Here is an 18,658-nt window from a genome sequence, read left to right on the forward strand (position 1 = left end):
CCGCAATGTGGCGAACGTCGGCAGCGCATTACCAACGGCATCGGTGTACGTCAGGTGTACGTCACCCACTCGGCGCGGATCGTCCCCCCGGCGGGCGGTTCCGGATGGCCCGAAGAGCGAGTGTCCCCAGGTCACGGCAGCGGATCTCCCGTTCCCTGTCCACCCCCAGAAGCCGGATCGCCTGGATATGGGCGAGGCTCTCGATGATGTTCAGCTCACTCACGGTGAGCCGCCCCATTTCGCGGAGGAGCCGGATGTGCTCGCCCGCTTCCCGGACGGCGTCGTGCTGTTGCGCGAGAATCGGCTCCAGGGCCGCCCGGTAGCCCGCCGCGCGCACATCCGGGCGAAATTCGCCCGGGGCGAGTACTTCACACAGCAGCGGGCGGATCTCCCGGAAGCGCTCCCGCGTGTCGTCGAGCATCTTCCGTTCGGCATTCCGCGGGCGCGGAAAAGGAAAAGAGGGAAGGCCCCAGCTCAGATACAGCGCATGGATCGAGGCGCTGCAGATGATCTCGGTGTCGAAGGCGGCCGGTTCCGCGAGCGCGAGCCGCACGAGATCGACGGAGACGTCGCTGTTGCGGAAGAACACGGTCTCCAGTCTGTCGATGGCGTCCGGGCCGCCGTACCGTTCGACCTCACGGTCGTAACTGGTGAAGGCGAGGTCGGTCGCCAGCCCGGCCGCGACGAGCCCACGCCCCCAGGCGGCGCATCCGGTCATGAGCTCCGCCGCCCCGTCGGGACGCCGTGCGCGAAACCGCAGCCGCAGGTGGGGCAGCGGATCGCCGTAGCGAATGAAGAACCAGCGATCGATCAGTCCCGACTCCCGGATCTCCTGCACGAACGCGTGCAGCGGTCCCGCGATGACGGCGTCGTGCTGGTCGGGGGCCGAGTAGAGCTTCAGGTGGATCCACTGGTCCCCCGGGAGCCAGCGGCGGGTGACGGGCGGGGGCCGCACGGCCGGGGGCTCCGCGGTGCGGAGCGGCTCCCGCAGCCGCAGGGGGACGGTGATCTCCGAGTGGTAGGGGCGGCCCGCGCGGTCCCGCACCCACAGTTCACGAGGACCGGGATACGCCTCGTGCAGGGTGATGGACCGCGACCACGCGTCCCGTCGCCGCCGCACCACCTCGCGATGCAGCTCGTCCACCCACAGAGGATGCTCCAGGTCGAGCAGCAGCCGGTTGTCGAACTCCGTGAGGTAGACGTAACGGGGGACATTCCACGTTTCGCGCCAACTCCGGCAGGCATGGAAGAAGTCGTCGGCCGTCGCGTCGCCGTCGGGGAAGCTCGTCCTGCCGATCGTCCATTTCGCCAGGTGCACCACCGTCCTGCTCCTGGTGAGGCGGGGAAGGAACGGCGCCTCGCTGAGGGGCCCCCAGTCGAACATCGCTCCCTGGGTGAATCCGTCCGCCGAGAACTCCAGCAGTGCGCGGCACACGTTGGGGGCCTGGACCCAGGAAAGGGCGTGGCTGTGCCCCACCGAAAGCCGCCGGCCCAGCCTCGCGGAGCGCAGGTAGAAGTGGGTGGCCGTCGCCCCGAGCAGGATGTCCTCCAGCGCGATCCGCCGGTCCGGCGGCAGTGTGGGCTCCATGTTGACGGCGATCTCGTAGGGACGGACTCCGGGATGCCTCGCCACATTCGAGCCCGCCCATCCGGGCGGGTGGTAGTTCAGCTCCGCGAAGGCGATATCCGGCCGCAGCTCCTCCTCGGCGCGCGAGTGCTCGCGAAGCCCACTGACCAAGCCCTCGCCGAGGAGATGGCCGAACCGGCCGAAGCCCTGCATTCCCCCGGTGTATCCGAAGGCGCCCACGACGAGCCGCCAGTCGCCTTCCTCCATCGCACGCGGCCCCTCCGCGGCCAGTTGGAAGTACAGATCGAGCGACGTCCTGGGACGGCACACAGGGTCGTCGGGACTCCACGCGGCCAGTCTTCGGAACCAGTCATCGTGCAGTTCGACTTCTCGCAGCCCGTGCCGCGACGCGTGGGACGCGAGCTCGATCAGCGCGCGGTCGCGCGCCGCGGTCGGCTCGGCGGCCCCGGAGGGCAGCGGCAACTGGCGCGGCGGCGCGTGGTAGCCGTTCGGAGGACCCAGTCCGGTCTCGGGTCTGAGAGCGTCGAGCAGGGGCAGTTCGGAGTCGGTTCCGTAGTGTTCGAGGAACCTGTGGTGATATTCGGCGATGTGCCGCGGTCGCGGGCGGACACACCCGAGGCGCATCAGCGTCTCGGCGGCGTCCGCCGCGGCCGAGGCGATGTCTCCGGACAGTTCGGCCGTCGCGGCGAGCGCCGTGTCCTGCCGGTACGTCGCCCCGGTGAACCCGGGTGTCAGGTCGCGCTGGTGCGCCGACAGCGCTTCGAGTGCCCCCGTGGTGGCCCGGCCCCCGCGGCGGTCCACCTCGTCGGTGAGCCGCCTCGTCTCCCGCAGGCCGAGCACGACGTCCGGGCTGATGTCGAGGCGGGTCAGGCGCTCCATGAGGTACTGCTCGGGCACCGGTTCGGTCAGGGACGGCCTCAGGCCGCTCTGCAGAATCCGCAGCTCCCACAGCCGGTTGAGCAGCACGCGGATCTTCTCCTGGGACACCGTGGGGAACAGGTCCGCGAGGCCGGCGACCAGCTCACCGAACGCCGGGCCGGCGTGAGCGAGGTCCAGGGCCGCCTCGACCGGCCGGTTCAGCCTGATCTCGACCCGGTCCCCGGCCCGCCCGGACCGGGTGTCGTGCCGGAAGAGGACGAGGACCCCTCCGGCCCTGTACGCGAGATCGTTGACGCGGACGGGCAGCCGATCCCGGACCTTCTCGTCGTCCTCGACCTCCTTCATCACCGTGTGCAGCCAGGCGCCGTCGGCCCGGGTCCGGGTCAGGAGGACCGGGTCGTCGTCCAGCAGCACGGACGTCCGCTCGGTGAAGGCGCCCGCCGACACCCCGGCGAACAGCCCGTAGGGAGTCGGCCGTGTCGACATGCGGGTGAGATAGCGCAGCAGCGCCGAGTACGTGCGGTCGGCCTTCCGGCGCCCTGCCCCCTCCCCCTCCCGCGTCTGCTCGACGGCCCTGCCGAGGGCGGGACTCGCGACGTGCAGCGCCTGCCTGACACGGGCCTGGCCGGCCAGCGCCAGCAGGGCCCTCCGGCCCTCGGCCCGCCGCTCGCCCAGCGAGCCGTCCGACGACTCTGTGCACGGGGCCTCCGCCTCATCCGCGGCGGGTGCGCCGAGATTCTCCAAGGTGTGCGCGTGCAGAACCGGAGCGCGCAGCATGAAGAAGCCGGATGACACGTACAGCGACTTCCCGCCATGGTCTCCGCGGGCATGGCGGCCGTCCGCCGTTCGCACCATGTGCTCGCCTCCCAAGATGCTCAGTCCACCAGCAGGGCGCGGGCCCAGCCGGGCGGGGCGGCCGACGGCGCCGACATCAAGGCCAAGGCGACGCCCGCGGCCCCTTCGAGCAGTCCCGGGTTGTCGACCCACGTTCCCTGCGGCGCGTCCCCCGGTTCGGGCGCCGCGACCGGCGCCAGGTAGTCCCGGATCACGAACGGCGATCGGGGATCGCACCGGCCGAGCAGTTCCTCGGTCAGGACGGGGAGCGCGGCCCTCGCCGGATCCGAGTCCGTGCGGTGCGCGAACTTCCGGCACACCAGAACCAGTCCGGCGAGGCCGTGGCAGAGGCCGGGGTACACCGGTGCCGCACCTCCACCGAGGACACGCCGGAGCGTTGCCTCGAAACCCTTGACGGCGACGTCACGTACGGAGTCGTCCGCGAGCACGTCGGCCGCGTCGAGCAGCGCGGAGCAGATCCCCGGAGAGCCGTAGCAGTACGTGGGCCCGCCGATGCTCGACATGTGCGGGGTGACGGCCCCGGACTCGTCGAACGGCATGACCCTGGGCCAGAAGAGGCCCGACGAGTTCGTCTGGACCACCGAAACCAACTGCGTGGCCAGTCTGTGGATCGCTTCGCGCGAGCCTCTGGGACGGTGGCCGCCGGACCACGCCCGGCTCAGCGCGGCCAGGGGACCGGGAATCCCGTGGGCCAGCCCGAGATCGACGTAGCCGTGCGGATACTTGCCGAGATCTCTGGGCGGCTGGTTCTCCGGCGGAATGCACCAGGGCGCCCACCGGTCCTTGTCGTGATCGAGCTCGCACAGACCGATCAGCTGCTCGGACAGTTCGCGTACGCAGGGGCCCATGACCGGATCGGCGGGCGACACCGAACTGAGGCTGCCCAGAGTTCCGGCCGCTCCCGAAATGGTGTCGTAGACACGGAACGAGAGGGAACCGGCCGGCCGCCGTGACATTTCACCGACCTGTTCCCTCATCTGCCCGTGCAGGGTGTGCAGGCTCTTGGCGTAGCGACGGTCGTGGGAGGCGAGATCGCTGAGCGCCAGCGCCAGCCCGGCGGTGCCGTCGGCGATTCCCGCGCTCGTCACAGGAGCCTGGCGGGTGCAGGCGACGGCCTGCCGCAGCCACCTGCCCGCGTAGAGGATCCAGTCGTCGGCGGCCCGATCCAGCACCCGCGCGGCATGCGAGAAGGCCAGGGCGAGTCCTGTGGCGCCCCCGTACATCGACACGCCGTCGTCCCAGATGGGCCGGCTCGCCTCGTTGCGGACCGTGGTCGCGGCCTCGGACACCGCGTCCCTGTCGGCCAGCCTCAGCATGATCTCCCTGGCCGTGGCCCGGGCCTCGGCGCCCAGCGGTTCCGGCAGCAGCGGGCTGTCGGCGGGCCGCGGGCCGGCGGCGCGTGCAGCGCTCACAGCGTCACCCCCTGCAGGATCTTTTCGTGGAGCAGCGTCGTTTCGCGGTGGGGGTCGAGGCCGTACTCGGCGGCCGCCGTCCGCCGAAAGCGTGCGAAGACATCGAGCGCGTCGAGCGGCCGGCCGTCGAGGTAGAGGGCGATCATGAGCAGCCTGTGCATGGACTCCCGGTGCGGATACGCGCTGACCATTCCGGTCAGCCGCGGTATCACCCCGGAGCACTGCCCCATGCCTATCCGGACGGTGACGAGGTCTTCGTATGCCTTCAGTTTCGCCTCATTCAGTCGTGCCGCCTCCGCCTGCAGGGCGGGTGCGGCGGGTATGCAGTCGAAGGCCAGCCCGCGCCACCGCCCCAGGGCCTCGGACAACAATGTGGCCGCGTGCTCTCTCCGACCGTCCGACAGGGCGGTTCCCGCGGCGTCCGTAAGGTGCTCGAACTCGAGGGCGTCCAGAGAGTCCGCGGTCACCGACAACCGGTATCCGGAAGCGATCGTCGTGAGCTGACTGCTCGGCAGTCGCAGCCCGCGCCTGATCCTCCAGACATAGCCTTGTATCGTTTTACGTGCGGTGAGGGGCGGCATTCCGGGCCACAACTCGTCGATGAGTTGCTCGCTGCTCACCACGCAATTCGCCTTTGCGAGCAGCACACCGAGGACCATCCGGTGCCTGGCCGCGGCCAGGTGAATGGGCATGGTGCCACGATGGACCGTGAGCGGGCCGAGCACACCGAAGCGCAGCGGGCCCTCTTCCTCCCGCACGCTCGACTGCATCCTCATCCACCCCCGATTTCTCATCGCGCCCATGTCATTTTTCACCGGAAGAGCCACAACGCGGTCGCGATCACATTTTTCGCTCGAGTTCATTTCCTTCATTTACGTAAGCCCTACTCAAGAGTGTGCACGCCGCGGCCGAGCCTGTCTTACGGATGAGTGCACAGGTCTTCAGTCTGTGCGCATCAGCGTGTACTCCTGGCGGAATTGGCGCGGTGAGAGGCCGTAGGCGGCGCGGAACACCTGGCTGAAGTGCGCGGGCCCGGAGAATCCCCACCTGGCTGCGATCGCGCTGATCGGACGGGCGGCCAGCCCCGGGTCGGCCAGGTCGCGTCGGCACCGCTCCAGGCGGCGCCGGCGGATCCAGCCGGCCACGGTGAGCTCCTCGGCGCGGAACAGCGCGTGCAGGTAGCGCAGCGAGATGTGATGCGCCGCCGCGATCGCGCCCGGGGTCAGGTGCGGATCATCAAGGTTGTCGTGGATGAAAGCGTGGATCTGGGCCAGCAGTGCGCGCCGCCTGGTGTGGAGTGGCAGCGCGCTGTGGGCGTCCAGTGCGCCGGCCAGCGCCACGGTCAGCACATCGAGCGCGACCGTGGACAGCCTGGCGGTGTCGGCCGGGCTGAGTTCGGCCATCTGCCGGGCCAGCTGCAGCAGGAACTGCGAGGACAGCGCACCGATGCCCCGGTCACCCGGGACGCGGACGCAGGTCAGGTCCCGCAGGCCCCGCTCGGGCAACGGCAGCGACGAGCGCGGGAACCGCATGGCCAGCGACTGAGCCGCCGGGGGCTCGGGCGCGAACCTGGTCAGGCAAGGGCGCGAGCTGTCGCGCAGGATCAGATCCCCGGCACGGAGCGCCGCGCACCGGCCGTCCTGCTCCCCGAACACGCGGCCGCGCACGGCGAAGGTCACCAGGAAGTCTTCGGGATCCGACTGCCGGATCAGCTTGGGTGTGCGGTGCACCGACAGCGGCGTCGAAGTCAGTAGTGCCACCTCCACGAGGCCGAGCCGGGCGAAACCGGCCCGGGCATGAAATTTGTTTTCCAGGTTCGGCTCGCAGAGCACTTCAAGGGGTACCCACATTTTCGAGCTCACCTCGTGCCACATGGCGAACCGATCTTCCGCCGAGACGCCGGCGGTGGTGACCACGTCCATAGTCCAATCCATTTTCGACACCGTGCTCACCATTATCGGAAGGCGTTCCTGCCTCGTCGTCGGACGCTCGGCGTAAGTGCCTGTACGTTGTCCGGCGTACAGGCGACACCGAACCCATACCGGCGTCACACCGGGATTACCTATGGTGATATCTCCGGGGTGGGCGGAACCGTTGAATCCAGGGAGGTGATCTTGGTGGCGAAGTACATCATCGCGGGCGTCGGGCGCCTGGTGGGGATGAAGCAGGGGCGCATGGGCGGCCGCTACACGTGGCACGCGAGGAAGTGGTGACACATCCGATCGCGGACCGGGCGGCCGGCACCGCACGACAGCGCCGCGTGACGGCGGCACGGCTCCATCGGCCCGGGTGCAGGTTTGTACGGCGCACCCGGGTAGGAGAGTTCTCGGAAGGGAGATCCAGCCCGTGGGCACGACCCTTCGCCGTCCTGATGGCCCCAGGGGCCGGTTCATGCTCGGAAATACCTTCGACTACGACCGCGATCGCATCGGGTTCCTGAGACGTGCGCAGCAGCGGTTCGGTGACGTGTTCCGCTTCAGCGACGACACGACGGTCGTGCTCGACCCGGAACTGATCCATGAGATCTTCGTACGTACCAACAGCGATTTCTTCGCCGAGAGCCCGGTCTTCGCCCGCCGCCGAACGGTCGCCCGGCGGTTCCAGGACGACGCGCCGAGGACGATGATCTCCCGGCACAAGAGCTGGCAAGGAATGAAGCGGTCAGTGGTATCCGCACACGGCGCGCGCCTGGTGAGGAATTTCGACGCCGTGATGGCGCAGTGCGGCGACGATGACGTCGACGTTCTCTCGGTGATGAAGGCGTTCTCGGCGCGGGCAGTGGCCGATTTCTGTATCGGGGGCGACGGCGCGGACGCGGAGGCGGTCGCGGAGGCGGTCGCGGAGGCGGTGAGCGCGGCGGCCGGAGCGGCGGCCGAGATCATGGACAGGTCGGTGACACCGCCGTTCTGGCTCCCGCAACCCACGGTGCTGCGGGTGCATCGGACGAGCCGCCGACTCGCTCGCCGTCTCGACCGGGTGATCGCCCATCGGAGCGCCTCGGCCGCCGCTCCGGTGCCGAGGGACTTGCTCGACGTTCTCCTGGCACCTCACGGGCGCTGCCTGAGCGAGGAGGCGATACGAGATCTGCTGGAAGTCGTCCTCCGAGCCTCGCACGGCGTTCCCGGCGCCGCGTTGGCCTGGGCGGTGCGCGCCTTCGCCCAGGATCCGGGACTTCTCGAACGGGTACGCGCGGAGGCGGGACCCGCACGTGCGGCGGCGGCCGGGGCGCCGGTGGCCGCGAGCGACCTGCCGTACACCGAGGCCGTCGTCAAGGAACTGCTGCGCGCCTACACGCCCACCTGGCTGATGGGCCGTGTCGTCGGGCGGCCGACCAGCCTCGGCCCCTGGGAGTTCCTGCCTGGCGAGCAGGTCATGTTCAGCCCGTATCTGGTGCACAACGACCACCGGTGGTGGAGTGCCCCGGACCGGGTGCGCCCCGAGCGATGGCTGATCGCCGAACAGCCGCACGCGCGGTACGCGTACTTCCCGTTCGGTGCCGGCGCCAGGGTCTGCCTGGGCAGCCAGCTCGGCCTGCTCCAGTTGACGCTCGCGATCGCCCGCTTGGCGGACATCTGTGACATCGATGTGGTCGATTTCCCTGGGACCGTGCATCCCCGTGCACTGTTCGAGCCGAGCGGTCTGCGGGCCCGGTTCCGGCCGGCGGCACGATAGACGATGATCACGTCCTATCCCGATGGATCAAAGGAGAGATGGCGGTTCATGCAGGCCCCGACGTGACCCCCGACATACCTGGAACCCGACCTCCGTGCCCTCGACCGCGATCTCGTCCTGGTCGTCCGAGAGTTGCAGTTCCTTTCCACGGCCGCGGACGCGATCCCCGTGCGACGCGTCCGGGGTGGACCTGCCAGCCCTGCGGGCGGGCGACCTGGCGGCGCTGGCCGACGTGGTGTGGGACGAACGCACCATCTGGCCTGCCGGGTGGCGCGAACACATCCGCGCCCGCTCCGATCCGGTACCGGGTCCGTGGCGGCACCGGGCGCGACCCCGCCGAGGTGACGGTCACCTGATGGCCCCCACCTGGTTGCTCCTGCGCGGACCCCATCCGATCGATTTCCAACCCCTGCTCAGCCACTGCACCCGGGGCCGTCGATCGTGGGCGGCGCCAGCGATCTGACTCCCAGAGGGAGACGCCGCGCCGTGCTGGTGTGACGGGCTACGACGCTCAGGCCACCTGGGAGGTCATTTCCGCAGCGGCTGCTGGACGCACCGCCGCCGAACTCCAGGCCAAGTCCCGCCACGCCCACCTGGCCGGCCTCGGCGCCTGCGTCCGCCTCGGCGAACAAACCTCCGCCCGCGTCACCGCAGACACCGATCCAGCCGCCCGCCGACACCCCCGCTGACCGTCGGCCTCAGCCGCCCTGTCGCTACTGGTCGTTCCGATCCTCCTCGTGGGCCTGTCGGTTCCAGGTCCGTGGGGCTGCCTCATTCCAGGCCGCGGTGAACACCGTGGCGGTCTGCTGGGCGGTCAACTGGCCGAGCGGGATGGTGTCGCCGAACTCGCGGCGCAGCCGCCGCAGCCATGAGCTGGCTGCGCCGCCACGACGAGCACCAGGAGGGTGACCTGCCCTGACAGGGAACGCATAGCCGGCCGCTAGGCGGGATCCGGTTCTCTCGTGTGGACGGGTCGCGGGGGCGAATCGGGTCACAGGACGTGGGGAGGCCCCGCGCGAACTTCCTGCACGAGAGGGGAGCACCGGGTGAAGAGAATCGGCGCACTCGCGACGCTGACGCTGCTGGGCTCGGCGGCGTTCATGCTCACGACGGCCTCGCCGGCGGCGGCCCAGGAGGTGTGCGTGTACGAGGGGGCCGACAAGGCCTGCCTGGACACCGGGACGAGGGTCGCCAGGGTCTGCGACAACGAGGCCGACGGCAACGGCGTCTACGGATGGTTCGGCGGCGACCGCTACCTGTGGGACGCGAACGGGTCGGCGGGCGGGTGCAGCTACAAGTCGTACCCGACCGCGAGCTCCGTCCAGGTCTGCGAGGACGTGTACCCCGGCATGTTCCTGGACCCCTGCTCTGGCGACTGACGGGCCGGTCGCCGGCATCGAGGCGGGGTCGGCGCCCGTTGTAGGGGGTGAGGTGGTCGTACTCCGCGCGCCTGCTGGGAGAGCCCGGCCACCAGTTGGTGAAGGAGGGCGCCCTCCGGGCGCCAGCCGGTGGCCGGGCTCTGTCACACCTTGGCCTGGAAGGTGCCCGGCGCGATGAAAACGAACGTGAGCACGCGGCGCCGGCCCGAGCGCAGGGCTCGGCTGTCACTTCTCGTTCGTTCTGGCGATCGCTCATCGCTCTGACCTGCCATTCGCCACGTGTCCATCCGTCCGCCGGACGGTCAGAGCGCTGGGGGCCGTCTCACTGCATACCGGCGATGTTCGCCTGCGGCACTCTGCCCTCAGGGGCTTCAGGCATCGAACGTGCAGCCCGACTTCAGGGAACTGGTTCTGTTGTCACCGACCCTGTTGTTGGACAGGTCTCGGTCCTCGCGGAGCGGCCCAGAATTGCCGGTCCGCCTCCAGATGCTCCTGTCCCCCTTGTAGTTCTTGTACCGGTAGAGCGTCACCCAGCAGCGCGCAGGGACCTGGATCGAACTGATGCTGTCGTTGATCTTGGCGCCGTCTGGCCAGCGGAAATCGGCGAGTTTCTTGATGTTGCCCGCGATGCACGCGTGCTGGCCGCCGAAGTTCTTCTTCTGGTACACGGCGACCCTGTTGATACCGCAGATCGCCGGCGCGGCCGACGACTCCACGGCGTGCGCGGTCCCGGCGGACGCCAGCGCGAGCGTCGCGCCGATGCTCGCCACAGCCCCCATCCACATCACTTGGGACATTCGTCAGATCCCTTCTCTCGGGTTGATTCATGCTGCATCGCAGGTGCAGTCTCCGACGCATCCTTCCGCTGTACCGACGGCAACTCGCACGTGCGAGAGAAGCCGCGGCTCTGCAATGGCCAGGCGCCCTCTGCTCCCGGCCGTGCAACTCGACTTGGAGTGCGCATTGAGGGCTCCCGTCTCCTCCGCCCTCGAGCGAGTCACCCATAAGACGCCGGGCCCCACCGTTTTGTGACACCACCGGGCACCGGGACTATCCGGCCGGACTTTCACGCTTGGCAGCCACACCGCTGGTCAGGGCCCTCGCTCCGGTTCGTGTCACCAGGCGCAAGGTAGAGCGCCCGCACCGGTCAGGGCTTCGCAGGACCGTCTCGCAGAACAGCCCGGTTGTGAGGGGAGTTCTGCGAACGGCGACCTGGGTGAACGGCGCGTGGGGTGGACGCGGCGCTGACCTCGCACAACCGGTCATTCATGAGACCACGAAGCGTCACCGCAATCACGCACAGCCACTTTGCGGCCGGTGGCACGGACCCGAGTGCAGGGCCTACGGCATCGTGCTGGGAGCCCTGCGACGCACCGAACTCCGCGCCCAGCTCGTCGGCCTGCTGCTGGCACCGCCGCCCTACTTCGCGCTGCCGCCCGCACCCGACGCCCTCAACCGCTGCCATGCTCTCGCCGCCCGCACCACCGCCCACCCCAGACCACCGCGCTCGCCCCGGACGCGCCGCACACCGAAGAGCATCTCGCCCCCGCCATCTTCCGGCTCGTCCGCCACCTCACCGCAGCGGCCGGGGCCGGCGCCGGGGAAGCTGCTGATGATCTCGGCGTCGGGGTGCTGGGCGAATGCCTCCTGGACGGCTTCGGCCAGGTCGTGCTCGGCGGCGCAGGCGGCTTCGAGCTGGCGCAGCAGCGCGGTCAGCCGACGGCCCATGGCCTGTTCGACCAGGTCGGGCAGCCGCATGTGCTCGGCGCCGAAGATCCGTCGGAGCCGTTCGACGTCCTGCTCGATGTGGCAGGCCCGCCCGGCTCGTTTGAGGGCGGCGCGCAGCTGCGCGCGGGTGAGCGCGGCCGCACGGGCCGGGGTGGGCGCCAGGGTGAGGATGACGCGGGCCTCGGCCTCGGTGACCCCACCGTTGCGCAGGTGCGCGAACGTCTCCAGCGCGGCGGCGTAGTAGTCGTGCAGCAGCGACCGGATGCGCCGGCCGAGCTGGAGGCGGTCCCAGACCGCGTCCTGCTGGGTGCGGGCCAGCACGGTGATCGCTTGCGCCGGCTCGGAGTCGGCGGGCAGCGGGCGGTGCGCGGCCATGTCGGTGCGCAGAATGTTGGCCAAGGTCAGCGCGTCCTGCGCGTCGGACTTCTTGCCTGAGGCGCCGTGCCGGTCGCGATAACGGGACACGGCGTAGGGGTTGATGGCGAACACCTGGCGGCCGGTGGCGCGCAGGCAGGCCGCGCGGTCGCTCGATTGCGACCGGGATCGGGTCGTCGGCCTGGTCACCGACGGAGGCCGGCAGCTTCAGCAGCGCGCGCAGGCCGGTGGCGTCATTGGTGATGCGGGCCTTGGCGACCCGGGTGCCGTCCTGGTCGACGACGGCGATGTCGTGGCGGCGTTCGGCCCTGTCGATCCCGCAGAACAGTGCGGCCAACGCTTCTCCAATCAGCGGACAGTCGGTCATCGGTGCAGGTCAGAACCACAGCGGAGACGCGTGGCCCGCTAATGGAAGGACTCGTCGGTCCGACATCCGATCAGTCGTTCGCGACCCCGGCGATCCGCGGGGTCTCCTTCCGCCGCGAGAGCTCACCGGCTCGGCCGCGTGTGGGAGGTCAGCCCCGCGAACGGGCTCGAACCACGAACACCACGCTTGCCCAACCACCGCCGCCGCGACGGGAGAATGCCGGGACGGCCGGTCTGGTGACAGGCCTCTGATCTGGCACGGGGCCTTCCGCGAATCAGGCTCATCGCCCGGCATCCACCGGCCACGACGCCGGAAAGTTCGGGGTGAGCAGACGCCGACCCGACCGGTCTGGGGACAGGCATCTGGTGCCCTCGCCAAGTCAGGCTCTGCGGCCGACGCCCGCTCACAAGATGCGATTAGCCGCAAAGCGAGCACGGCCAGCCCTGGTCGCTGCTGCTCAGGAGGAGGTTTGTTCGTCGTCGTGGTCGGCGAGGTGGCGGTAGAGGGTGGCGTGGCTGACGCCGAAAGCCGCTGCGACTTGCTCGACCGGTTGGCCGGCGGCGAGAGCGGCCCGGGCCGTGGCGAACTGGTTTCGGTCGGGCTGGCGGGGCTGGCCGGGCTGCTTGCGCTGGGCCTCATTGACATCGTCGAGTACGCCGGCACCAGGGGGAGTCGCGAATGTCTGCACGTAGCCGATGGCTGCCCGCAGGGCGTCTTCCAGCGGGGCGATGTCGCGGGCGACCTGGGCGAGGAGCATGCCGCCCTGAAAGGCGGAGAGCAGGAGGTAGGCCAGTCGGGTCGGGTCCGTCTCAACACCGATGCGGCCGAGCCTCTGCATCCGTTCGAGTCCATCTCGGAAGATGTCGCTCCACTGCTCGAACGCGTTCGCGAGTTCCGTGCGAACGTCAATGTCGGTCTTGATGATCTCGCTGGCGAGCGAACCGAGGCTGCAGCCTTCCTGGTAGGAGCGCTCGTAGGCGATAGAGAAGCCCGCCCATTCCCGAAGCGAGTCGAGGCTTTCAAAGTGGGTAAACCGCTCACTGCGATGGAACGTGAGGACGCGCTCGGCCTGCCACTCGATGACCGCGAGGACAAGGCTCTCCTTGGTCGGGAAGTAGTGGTTGAGCTGTGATCCGCTGATGCCTGCCGCGCGACGGAGCTGCTCGTTGTTCGTCGCGTGGACGCCCTTGGTGTAGATGAGCTCCGAGCGTGCTCGAGGATGCGGGCTCGGGTCGCCTGCCCCTTGTCCGTGAGCTTCTGCGGCACCCGGGCTTCCGTTGTGGCTTCCATGACACACACGATTACCCAGATTGGGCCTGTCAGCCCACATTCGCGTCGTATTGACTGCCGCGATTGGGCTGACAAGCCCAGAACGTGGCGCCGAGAGCCGGCGAGCACGAGATATACGGAGGCACCCATGAAGGCAATCGTCGCGATGGATCAGGCCGCGGAAGCAGCCGGGATCACCCTCGCGGAGCGGCCTGAGCCGACGCCGGCGATCAACGACGTCGTCGTTGAAGTCCACGCGTCGGGTTTCGTCCCCGCGGAGTGGGAGTGGCCCTCGACGTGGGTCGATCGCTCCGGTCACGATCGCGCCCAGGCGATCATCGGCCACGAGTTCGCCGGTGTGGTCTCCTCCCTCGGCTACGGCACGACGGGACTCTCGCTGGGACAGCGGGTGTTCGGGATCACGGACTGGCATCGCGATGGGACGCTGGCCGAGTACGCGGCCGTGGAGGCACGCAATCTTGCGCCGCTGCCGGGGAACGTCGACTTCACGGTGGGTGCGAGTCTGCCGATCTCCGGCTTGACCGCGTGGCAGGGCCTGTTCCAGCACGGCCGCCTTCAGGCGGGGCAGAGCGTCCTCGCACACGGCGCCGCCGGCGCCGTCGGGTCAGTGGTGACGCAGCTCGCCCGGGAGTTCGGCGCCTACGTCATCGGTACCGGTCGGGCGGCGGACCGCCAGGCGGCGCTCGACTTCGGCGCGAACGAGTTCCTCGACCTCGACCATGAGGATCTCGGCGACATCGGCGGGGTCGACCTGGTCTTCGATGTCATCGGCGGTGATATCCAAAGGCGTTCGGCGAGCATCATCCGGCCTGGCGGGACGCTGGTGTCGGTGGTCGGACCCGTTGAGGCTCGCCCTGTCGACGGCTTGGCGGTCGACTTCGTCGTCGAGTCCGTTCCGAGCCAGCTGGTGGAGATCGTCGACCGGGTGCGAGACGGGCGCCTTCGCACGCACATCGGAACCGTCGCAACCCTCGACGACGCCATCCCCGCGCTCAACCCGACCGAGCGGCGCAAGGGCAAGACCATCATTCGCGTGCGTCATCATGGCCAAGACCGGGCGTAAGAGCCTGCGGTCAGTGCAGCGCTACTTCGAACCCGGCCTGGCCCTGCGCTTGCCGGGAATTACGTCCGTTCAGGTGAGAGCTGCAGCGTCTGGTGGGCTCCGGGGCCGGGCTTGATCAGTCGCTGGGCAGGTCACGGTGCGGCGGTCGGCACGGGATGACGAGCGGTTGTGCTCTTGCGACTGGCCTATTCGACTGTGGCGAACGCGTTCGCGGTCCTTCGTCCGCTGCCGGTGACCGATCGGGAGAAGGACACCGAGATCTTGGTGCTGCGGCATCAGATCACCGTGCTGGAACGCCGGCTGGACGGGGCGAAGGTGCGGTTCACTGCTGCGGACCGAGCACTGCCGGCTGCGCTGCTGCACGGGTTGCCTCCCAGAGTGCTACGGCGGATACGGCTTCCGGTACGGCCCGATACGGTGCTGCGCTGGCACCGGGACTTGATCGCTGGCCGGCACGCTGCCCAGTCCAGGCCCAAGCGGCCGGGCCGGCCACCGACCGCGCGTTCTGTCCGCTTGCTCGTTCTGCGTCTGGTACGGGAGAACCCGAGCCGGGGGTACCGGCGGGTGCACGGCGAGTTGCTGGTGCTCGGTGTCCAGGTGGCCGCGTCCACGGTCTGGGAGATCCTCAAGGACGCCGGGATCGATCCGGCACCCGAGCGTGCCTCGACCACGTGGGCCGGCTTCCTGCGCTCCCAGGCTGAGGTGCTGCTGGTGCGACTTCCTGGAGACCGTCACATTGACGGGTGCGCGGATGTACGTGCTCGCGGTGATCGAGCATCACACCCGCCGGATCCGGGTCCTGGGCGCCACCGCTCACCCGACCGCCTCGTGGGTGAAACAGGCCGCCCGAACCTGGTCATGGACCTGGAAGACGCCGGCTTCCGCGCACGGTTCCTGATCCGCGATTGGGACGGCAGGTTTCCCGAACTCTTCGACGCCATCCTGGGTGATGCGGGCATCCAGGTGGTGCTGACCGGGGTACGGATGCCGAGGATGAACGCGATCACGGAGCGGTGGGTGCAAACCTGTCGGCGTGAGCTGCTCGACCGGACCCTGATCTGGAAGCAGCGGCACCCGCTCCTTGCCCTGCGCGAGTTCGAGGTCTTCTATAACGAGCACCGGCCACATCAGGGCATCGCGAACGCACGCCCGTTGCATCCGTTGCCCCCGGCGGTCACCGATCCGGCCCGGATCGCGAGCCTGGACGTACGAAGACACGGACGTTCGGGCGGATCCTCAACGAGTATCGGAATGCCGCTTGACCTGCATGGACGAAGTTTTCGGCATACGCAGGGCCGCGTCGCCGTACGTGCTCACTCCAGGCGCCAGAGAGCGATGGTGTTGTCCTGGACGCCGATGGTGGCCATGGTGCGCCCGTCGGGGCTTAGGGCGAACTGGTTGATGGTCCTGGTTCCAGGCCTGGTGACGGTGACGCCGCGGCGGGGGTGGTCCACGGTGGGTGGGGTCCCTGGGATGGTGGCGGTGGCCCGCTTCTTGTGGGTGGTCGCGTCCCAAAAGTGCAGGCCCGAATAGTCGGAGGTCACGACGGTGCGGCCGTCGGTACTGTAGGCCAGGCCGGTAACGGCGCCGATGTGGCGGCCGAGCGGGCTCCCCTGTGCCTTGCCGGTGGCGGCCGCGAGGAAGCGGACCCTGTCGAACACGCCCGCCTCAGTGGCGGTGTCGAGGGCGACAGTGGCGCCGTCCGGGCTCAACACGAGGTGCTCGCCACCGCCGAAGTCCTCGGGCGACTTGGCCCGCTCCCTGCGGGCGGCCACGTCCCAGACCCGAACGACCTCCTCACCGGTCTCATCCACGCTGACGAGCGTGCTGCCGTCCGGGCTGAAGACCATGATCTTGGCGTCTACCGGCCGCAGGGGTTCGCCGGCCGGCCTGCGGGTGACCGGATCGTAGAAGCGGATCCCTTCATCGCCGAAACCGCTGGTGGTGAAGTACTTTCCGTCCGGGCTGAAGGCGACCGCCGAGAAGTTCTGGACGAAGGCGTCTTCGGACCTGGCGATCTCCCCAAGCGGGCGCAGGGTGGCGGCGTCCCACAACTGGGCCCGCTCGTCGCTGCCAGTCGCCAGCGTGCGGCCGTCGGGCCTGAAGGCCACGGTCTTGAAGATGACGTTCGAGCTTTTGAGTGGTGTGGCCCGCTCCTTATGGCCGGCCACGTCCCACAGCCGCAGTACGCCGTCCTGGGATTCGATGGAGGCCAGGGTCGTACCGTCCGGGCTGAAGCGGAGGCGGCCGATCGCGCCACGGTGACCCTTGAGGGTGCCGAGCCTCCGCAGGGTGGGGCGCGCCGGGATGGCGGTGGGCGGAGGTGTACGGAGGAGCGGGGCGGTGCTGGACGCGGTGGAGCCGGGGCGGGCGCCCGTGGCGGCCCGCTTCGCGTTGTCGCTCCCGCGATCACCGGAGCCGCCGCTGAAGACCACGACCCCGGTAGTAACGGCACCAGCCACGAGGACGGCGCCCCCGACGAGGAGACGGCGTCGCGCGGCCAGTCCGCCCCCCGCCGCAGATTGCCCCGGCGGTGCGGCGACTGCCTGCTGCGCCGCTTGCGGGGAGGCGTCTGTCTGGGCTGGTGGCGAGGGCTGCGCGGGCTGAGGAGGTACCCGGGGTGTGGCGGCCGGCTCTTCGCGGGGCTGGCCGCCTTCGGCACGCTTCCGGTCGTTCCCGGACCCCGCGTCGTGTGGCTGCTCGTCCATCTCGCCTCTCCCGTGCGGGTTTCGCTTGATCTCGATGTTCTCGACTCACGGTAGGAGGGCGGCGCCGGGACCGGTCCCAACTCTGGTTGGGACGGCAGGATCTGGCAGGTGAGGGGTTGAGCGGGCCGTGCATTGCGGTTGGAAACGGTGTAGGTGCCGAATACTCGGCCACGCTATGCGACCTGTTGGTATTCGTGTAGGAGGCCACCGAGGCGGTCTTGCCGGGTGACCTTGTTCTCGGTGTCGACCGGGTCGGGGAGTGCCCGTAGCGGGCAGGCTTGGTGCAGCGCACGGTGTGGACGCTGCTCATTGAAATGGGTTTCGTACTCGGACAGGGTCTTGCGCAGGTGCGCGGCGTTCAGGATGAGCATCGGTCGAGGAGTTCGCGGCGGATGCTGCCGACCCACCGTTCCATGATGGCGTTCATGCGAGGCGCCTGCGGTGCGGTGGGCACGATGCGAATGCCTTCGGAATGGAAGTGGAGTGCCCCGGCTTCCGTGATGGGAGCCAAGCCAGGAGGAGCTCGTGCCGCCCTGGCCCGAGGCTGTGCTGTCGTCCTCGGTAGGCCAGTCTGTGCCCGCCCAAGACCACGCATGGCACCCGGGTGATCGCACTGGACCGTACGACGGTGGCCGCATTGCGTGCCCATCGCGCCCGGCAGCAGGCGGAGGCGGACGCCTACGGCGAGGGTTACCGCGACAGCGGGCACGTGTTCACCAACCTCAACGGCGACCCGGTCGCCCCGGGGCGGCTCACCCACGTGTTCCAGAAGCTGATCGCCGAACATGATGTACTGCCGATCCGGCTGCACGACCTTCGCCACGGCGCCGCGACACTGGCGCTGACGGCCGGAGTCGAGCTGAAGGTGGTGCGGGAAATGCTGGGACACTCCAGCATTGTGCTGACCGCCGACACCTACGCCTCGGTGCTGCCGGAGGTCGCGCACCGCGCGGCGGAGCAGACCGCCGCGCACCTGCTGCGCGCCGCGGGCGTCGTGCCGGGGACCACTCGGCGCCGCGGCCGTGCCCCGGCCCGCCGTCGGCGCTCTGCGCGAAGGCGCACCCGGGCGGGCCTGGTGCGGCGCAAGGTGACGGCCCGGAGCCCTGAACCGTCCCGGCCGCGCACTCGCGCACGGCCGCCCAGTCCCGTCCGCACACGCACTGCGGCCACTGCGTGATCGAGAGCACGTGATCGAGAGCATCCGCTCCCCCGTCCCTGCCTGACGACCTGCGAAAGGACTTACCGCACATCGGAGGCGCGTCAGCCTCGACGAGGTCGGCGCGCGGGGACCGCCTTGCTCGCGATCAAGCAGCGGGACGTGAAGGGGCGTGGCGCCGACGTG

The 18,658-nt window shown here is 69.5% G+C and carries 12 protein-coding genes and 2 pseudogenes; 5 read left to right on the forward strand and 9 right to left on the reverse strand.

What is annotated here, in order from left to right; translation table 11 throughout:
* Positions 1–61: 61 nt before the first annotated feature.
* From ACZ466_RS17680 to ACZ466_RS17695, 4 genes are all read right to left on the reverse strand, one after another.
* Positions 62–3,322, reverse strand: a complete 3,261-nt coding sequence (locus ACZ466_RS17680) for a lantibiotic dehydratase (protein ID WP_378280181.1) — start codon at positions 3,320–3,322, stop codon at positions 62–64.
* Positions 3,323–3,342: 20 nt separating this feature from the next.
* Positions 3,343–4,734, reverse strand: coding sequence for a lanthionine synthetase C family protein (locus ACZ466_RS17685; protein WP_378280183.1), 1,392 nt, complete (start codon positions 4,732–4,734; stop codon positions 3,343–3,345).
* The gene (locus ACZ466_RS17690) at positions 4,731–5,504 is read right to left on the reverse strand and encodes an AfsR/SARP family transcriptional regulator (RefSeq protein WP_378280184.1); all 774 of its coding nucleotides are present in this window, start codon (positions 5,502–5,504) and stop codon (positions 4,731–4,733) included. Before ACZ466_RS17690 ends, ACZ466_RS17685 begins: the two co-directional genes overlap by 4 nt.
* A gap of 171 nt (positions 5,505–5,675) precedes the next feature.
* Positions 5,676–6,656 carry an AraC-like ligand-binding domain-containing protein gene (locus tag ACZ466_RS17695; RefSeq protein ID WP_378280186.1) on the reverse strand — a complete coding sequence of 327 codons (981 nt, stop codon included), beginning with the start codon at positions 6,654–6,656 and terminating at the stop codon, positions 5,676–5,678.
* Positions 6,657–7,080: 424 nt separating this feature from the next.
* Between ACZ466_RS17695 and ACZ466_RS17700 the strand changes: the two genes are divergently transcribed.
* On the forward strand, positions 7,081–8,406 hold the full coding sequence (locus ACZ466_RS17700) for a cytochrome P450 (RefSeq protein WP_378280188.1): 1,326 nt from the start codon (positions 7,081–7,083) through the stop codon (positions 8,404–8,406).
* Between the two features lie 1,046 nt (positions 8,407–9,452).
* Positions 9,453–9,785 carry a hypothetical protein gene (locus ACZ466_RS17705; RefSeq protein ID WP_378280189.1) on the forward strand — a complete coding sequence of 111 codons (333 nt, stop codon included), beginning with the start codon at positions 9,453–9,455 and terminating at the stop codon, positions 9,783–9,785.
* Positions 9,786–10,156: 371 nt separating this feature from the next.
* On the opposite strand, the gene ACZ466_RS17710 is transcribed toward ACZ466_RS17705, so the two are convergent.
* From ACZ466_RS17710 to ACZ466_RS17720, 3 genes and pseudogenes are all read right to left on the reverse strand, one after another.
* Complete coding sequence (locus tag ACZ466_RS17710; RefSeq protein WP_378280191.1) at positions 10,157–10,555, reverse strand: peptidase inhibitor family I36 protein; 399 nt, start codon at positions 10,553–10,555, stop codon at positions 10,157–10,159.
* Positions 10,556–11,372: 817 nt separating this feature from the next.
* Positions 11,373–12,237 (reverse strand): annotated as a pseudogene (locus ACZ466_RS17715) (IS110 family transposase); the annotation flags it as partial.
* Positions 12,238–12,712: 475 nt separating this feature from the next.
* Positions 12,713–13,585, reverse strand: coding sequence for an LmrA/YxaF family transcription factor (locus tag ACZ466_RS17720; protein ID WP_378280192.1), 873 nt, complete (start codon positions 13,583–13,585; stop codon positions 12,713–12,715).
* 87 nt (positions 13,586–13,672) lie between these two features.
* Between ACZ466_RS17720 and ACZ466_RS17725 the strand changes: the two genes are divergently transcribed.
* Together ACZ466_RS17725 and ACZ466_RS17730 are read left to right on the forward strand one after the other, a co-directional pair.
* Complete coding sequence (locus tag ACZ466_RS17725) at positions 13,673–14,608, forward strand: NADP-dependent oxidoreductase (RefSeq protein WP_378280195.1); 936 nt, start codon at positions 13,673–13,675, stop codon at positions 14,606–14,608.
* A 993-nt stretch (positions 14,609–15,601) separates the two neighbouring features.
* Positions 15,602–15,700: pseudogene (locus tag ACZ466_RS17730) on the forward strand (hypothetical protein); the annotation flags it as partial.
* Positions 15,701–15,921: 221 nt separating this feature from the next.
* Here the strand turns inward: ACZ466_RS17730 and ACZ466_RS17735 are convergent.
* Together ACZ466_RS17735 and ACZ466_RS17740 are read right to left on the reverse strand one after the other, a co-directional pair.
* Complete coding sequence (locus tag ACZ466_RS17735) at positions 15,922–17,316, reverse strand: WD40 repeat domain-containing protein (RefSeq protein ID WP_378280197.1); 1,395 nt, start codon at positions 17,314–17,316, stop codon at positions 15,922–15,924.
* Between the two features lie 173 nt (positions 17,317–17,489).
* A complete protein-coding gene (locus ACZ466_RS17740) occupies positions 17,490–17,687 on the reverse strand; it encodes a hypothetical protein (RefSeq protein ID WP_378280199.1) in 198 nt (65 codons plus the stop codon).
* 233 nt (positions 17,688–17,920) lie between these two features.
* Between ACZ466_RS17740 and ACZ466_RS17745 the strand changes: the two genes are divergently transcribed.
* Positions 17,921–18,493: a tyrosine-type recombinase/integrase gene (locus tag ACZ466_RS17745; RefSeq protein WP_378280201.1), complete on the forward strand. Its 573-nt coding sequence runs from the start codon at positions 17,921–17,923 to the stop codon at positions 18,491–18,493.
* Positions 18,494–18,658 lie beyond the last annotated feature (165 nt).

The sequence above is a fragment of the Actinomadura rugatobispora genome, assembly GCF_055379765.1.